The organism is Ruminococcus sp. (assembly GCF_017650195.1).
In the GTDB taxonomy this organism is placed as follows: Bacteria; Bacillota; Clostridia; order Oscillospirales; family Ruminococcaceae; genus Ruminococcus.
On the sequence record NZ_JAGCFH010000235.1, the window covers coordinates 1 to 4,747 of the forward strand.

General features: G+C 38.6%; 3 protein-coding genes and 1 tRNA gene. 1 reads left to right on the forward strand and 3 read right to left on the reverse strand.

Going from position 1 to position 4,747, the window contains the following annotated elements; all coding sequences use genetic code 11:
* The first annotated feature begins 79 nt into the window (after positions 1 to 79).
* Positions 80 to 152 (forward strand) — tRNA-Thr (locus tag J6U00_RS10810).
* Between the two features lie 537 nt (positions 153 to 689).
* On the opposite strand, the gene J6U00_RS10815 is transcribed toward J6U00_RS10810, so the two are convergent.
* From J6U00_RS10815 to J6U00_RS10825, 3 genes are all read right to left on the reverse strand, one after another.
* A complete protein-coding gene (locus J6U00_RS10815; RefSeq protein ID WP_296581744.1) occupies positions 690 to 2,975 on the reverse strand; it encodes an extracellular solute-binding protein in 2,286 nt (761 codons plus the stop codon).
* A 102-nt stretch (positions 2,976 to 3,077) separates the two neighbouring features.
* Positions 3,078 to 4,112 carry a hypothetical protein gene (locus J6U00_RS10820; protein WP_296581745.1) on the reverse strand — a complete coding sequence of 345 codons (1,035 nt, stop codon included), beginning with the start codon at positions 4,110 to 4,112 and terminating at the stop codon, positions 3,078 to 3,080.
* Positions 4,099 to 4,653 carry an RNA polymerase sigma factor gene (locus J6U00_RS10825; RefSeq protein WP_296581747.1) on the reverse strand — a complete coding sequence of 185 codons (555 nt, stop codon included), beginning with the start codon at positions 4,651 to 4,653 and terminating at the stop codon, positions 4,099 to 4,101. Before J6U00_RS10825 ends, J6U00_RS10820 begins: the two co-directional genes overlap by 14 nt.
* Positions 4,654 to 4,747 lie beyond the last annotated feature (94 nt).

A 4,747-nucleotide genomic window follows, 5' to 3' on the forward strand; every position in this document is an offset into this window, starting at 1 on the left:
AAAATAACTGCTTGTGTAGCACAGCTGGTAGTGCAGCTCATTCGTAATGGGCAAGTCTTACCCCTAAAATTTAAAAAATGCTAGTGTGGCTCAGTAGGTAGAGCAGCTCACTCGTAATGAGCAGGTCGCCCGTTCGAATCGGGTCACTAGCTCTCATAAATCTCGTAACTACGTAGTTTAACGACTGCGTAGTTATTTTTTTGTATTTCAGAATAAAGTCCAAATTGAAATTGGACTTTATTTTTACAGAGTATTTTAAAAAACTCCTCATGAAAAAATATATAGAAAAAGAAAGTCGTGGACATTATTTGGACATTATTATAAAGTCCAGGGAAATCTGAATATCAAAAGCATAACAGTTGAGCAGTACATTCAAAAGTCCATGTATGGTGATTATAAAAAAGAACAACCTATAATCTGAGCGATTACAAGTTGTTCTGTGATTTTTATTGTGCATTATGCCATTTTCATTTTTGACAGGATTGCATTGTCAAGTTTCTGCGTGATAAGTAGTGCATTAGAAAGATCAACTTGGCCGTCACAATTAGTGTCACCTTTGACCTGACTTTACTCAGCTGTAGAGGTAATATTACTTGTGTTGTCAGGAATTAAAGTCATAAGGTCAGTTGATACAACAACCCTTTCTTATTGAAACTCTATAAAAAACACAAGATCGTTAATGGTTTTTATCATCTGCCGTAACGTTCACTTAAATAGAGTGACGCTCGGTTCTGTATTTTCTTCGCACAACTCTCGGCAGAACATTCAAAATTGAAGAAAGGCAATGTCTCCTCATATATGATCTGTTCTATAGTATTATCATAACGTATAACTTCTGAATTCTTTATCAAATTTTTGTAGTAATCACACTCCTCCTGCGTGAAAGGTTTGAGCTTAACTTTACCTTTATTCTCGAATTTTCTTCCGTTCCATTCATTGACTAGTATCTCCCAGTCCTGCCTTATCATATCGCCTTTGAGATAATGCCCGTTTTCATCCTGAGGAAATGCAAGCAAACCGTCAACAGACATTTGAGCTCTTTCATCAAAAATACTTTCGATAACAGGGAAGCAGTAAAAGTTGTTTGGATCATTATAATACTGGTCAGAGAGCATATAACGCAGGAAGCTCCATGCACCTTCCTTATTTGGTGAATTAGCAACTATACCTAGACAAGTTGCTAGATTGATAAAAGAACCGTTTCTCTTGCCGTTATATGGATATCCAACTAGCACACATTCGTTATCATAGTAGTATCTAACTTTTTCGTAAAGCGTGCCAAACCAAAAACAGTTCCCTCTTTCAAATTCGATAAAGGTTTTGCCTTTAAGAACATCTAACTTATGGTCGTCAGAATATAAAAAACTACCTGACAGATTATTGTATTCATCCCACGTTAATCCTATCTTATTGTCATTGAAGAAGTTCAGCATCTTTATGAATTCAGGTGAATCAAACGAGCATTCTGCTTTGTCATAGTCAATGAAATAATAATTCATTACTGACTCAGTAAAATACATTTCACGAGGGTTGACGTCCTCATTTGAACTGAAAAAGTACATTCCCTCAGGCAATGCATTGTAAGCTTCTATCATATCGTCAAAGCTCCAGTTCTCGCGTACACCAGGATAACCTGATTTTGCAGTCACAGTTTGATAATTGAAAAAAGTCGGGGTTATCATTATCATTTTTCCATCGCGCTCAAGAGCCTTGCGGACATTTGGAATGAAATCCTCACGCTTGAGATCTGGCTCCTTGTCAATGAAGTTGTAGAGGTCAAAGAACACCTCAGAATTAAACGAATCCACCGTAAACTCAGGGTCAAACGGAATAATATCCGGACCGTTTCCGCTGACAATGTCAAGCCTGAGTTGGTCATAGTCACGTTCGCGCTTATCTTCATTCCAGTAATTCTTGTACTCGATGCGATAGTTCTCATTCTCGGTGTTGAACTTCTTTATTACTTCGTCGTACTGTCCGAGACTATAATTTTGAGTAAAGCAAGCAAGAGTTACGACCTGCTTTGATTTTAGCCTGGAGATATCCTGAGACGTCAGCAACATGAGTTTAGATTGAAAATCACCGTACTGTATGGCTGCAAATTCGTTCTCTGCCGTCATCGCGAACGAATGAATGGAGTAGAACTCGATACCACCTTCAATATTTGTAGTTATCTCATTCCATTTACCGTCCTTTAGCCCGAAAAGACTCTTTCCGAGATTTGCAATTAGCATATAATCATCGAAACCTGCACACATCGAATATGCGGATGAGTCAAGCATACTGCACTCAGTTTTGTCCACAAGCTCAATGCCGTCAATATGCGCAGTGTATGTCTTTTCATGTGAGCCATAAACGATCGTAAGAACTCCGTCCTTATCTAATGACGCTCCAATGTACATAGCCTCATCAAGCTTTACTTTACCGAGCACCTTGTCATCTGAAGTAGATATGGCAGTTAGCTCGCGATCACCATGGATACTCTGGTCAATGATGACACTGTTTTCACCCGCAATTAAGGTAGCATAGCTATCATCAACTAACAGTTCACCGCAGTTTATCGTTTTTTCAAGAGCGTTACTACTGTCGTAGATATAGATATATGTAGTGCAGTCGTGCACTGTTAATATAGCCTTTTTGCCCATTTTAAGCAATACAGCACACTTGACCTTTTCACCTTCCTGCGGTATGAAACGAAGCTCATCATAGTCAGAAAAGGTATGATCAGTCAGATAGCCAGAATAGCTTTCATCCTCGCGGATGCCAAACACGAAAATCTTTCCACTTGTAGGGTCGCGACTAAGATTAGTGATGTTCTTGAAGTCTTCTGACATCGATATATCTACCGCTTTGAGCGATAACTTATCTAACGAAGTTTTAACTGGCAATACGCTTTCGTTCTTGCTAAATGAACACGCGGTCTCAGCACCGCATATCATTGCTGTAGCGCAAAAATTAGCTATTTTCTTTATCATGGTTAGACCTAGACCTCCTTATAAGGGCTCATACATGATTTATCATATATATGGTATTCACCAAAAATATGATAATTCATATATCTGTAATTTAATCTTTTCTTATGAAACGTCTTCTTCATTGTAATCATAGTTTTTGAACATATAGTATTCATCAGTATTTTTGAGTCTTACTGCGACTGCTTTTTCTGATGGTACATTCTTTATTTCGTAAACCTCCATTGTATCTATTAAAGTGAAATTATTGTCAACGTAGATATTCACCGAACTGTTGCGGATAAAGCTTCCTATACTGTTTACAGGTATACCTCTCTGTGTGACGCCTACAGTAGTTGAAGTTTCGGCTGTCTCTTTGTCATACCTTATATTATCAAGTCTCACACTCACAGGGCGTGAAAGAAACATTTCCTGCATACTTAAGGATACAGGACCTTCAGGCTGAGTAAATATTGCTTTTTCCGTTGTAGTAGTAATAGATACATTACAGGCACTGGTTGTGAAAAACGTAACCGGTGCAACGCAGGCTGATGTTTTTAAAGTAGTAACAGGACTGACGTTCAATGAAGTTGTTGTAGGATTCCAAGATTCGATACTCTCTTCTATATGTCCGTCTGTTGTGGTTATGATGATACTTTCCTCTGCGTCTGTCGTAATTTTTGAAGTCATCACATTTGTGGTGGCAATGGTATAAACGGTGGTTTGTGTCCTTTTTTCAGAAGTCAGAGCATCAGTTCTTAAGGGTTCAGTGTAGCTGACAGCCGTAGTTTTTACGGCTAATGTCCCTATAGCTGAGCTTTTCACTGTAACAGCCGTTGTTTCTGTGGCTTTTACGGTGGTTTTTGAAGTTGATATTGCATTTGTTGTCTTAGCAGAGGTTGTATTTTCGGTAGCTGTTTCAGCAGCGGTAGTGGAAGTAGTTATAAAGATATCAACGTCCTTGAAGTTGTTGTTTAACTTTAATGACGGAAACAGCTTCCACGCACCTATGCAGACTATAAGTACAGCACACATTCCCGATGCTGCATAGGTAATATGACGTATTTTAGCGGCTTTTTTCTGACGCTGTTCTAATATCTTATCGCCATTTTCAATTATTCTGTCGGCGATCTTCAAGGTCATTTTGTCATATTCCCTCATATCTGAAGCCCTCCTTTTCCAAAATATTCCGCAAAGACTCCTTCGAACGATAGAGAAGATTTCTTATTTGTCTCTCTGATTTCCCCATTATCTTAGCCGTTTCAGTGTTGCTGAAATTCTCGAAATATATAAGATACAGTACCTGCCTGTAATCATCGTTCAGCTTTTCCAACGCTCTCAGGAGATGTTTCTTCTCCTCGTTTTTGATATAATTCCGTTCTATATCCTCTTTGTCAGCAAGGTCGTAAAAGTCATCAACAGGTACTTTTTCAAGCTTTGATGCTTTTCGGAGATGATCTATAGCTGTATTTCTTCCTATAGAATAGAGCCATGATCTGAACGATGACTTACCGGAGAATTTAGGTTTATCCACATAGAGCTTCAACAGAGTTTCCTCTGCAATTTCCTCAGCAAGACAGAAATCGCCTGTAATACTGCTAAGGAACATAACAAGCCCTTTGCGATAGTCCTCTATTATATCAATAAGAGCATTCTTATCACCTTCAAGGAAACGGCGGTAGCTACTTGCACCGTTATCCATATTAAACTCCTTTCGCAGTCGCATTTTCTGCTCCCGTTTTGGTTTAGTGATATGTCTCTTCATATATAAGTCGTAAAAAACATTGAAATGTCTC

Excerpts from the sequence above, each read along its gene's own strand:
- J6U00_RS10820 (WP_296581745.1), bottom strand. The coding sequence starts at position 4,112 with ATGAGGGAATATGACAAAATGACCTTGAAGATCGCCGACAGAATAATT.
- J6U00_RS10825 (WP_296581747.1), bottom strand. The coding sequence starts at position 4,653 with ATGGATAACGGTGCAAGTAGCTACCGCCGTTTCCTTGAAGGTGATAAG.
- J6U00_RS10815 (WP_296581744.1), bottom strand. The coding sequence starts at position 2,975 with ATGATAAAGAAAATAGCTAATTTTTGCGCTACAGCAATGATATGCGGT.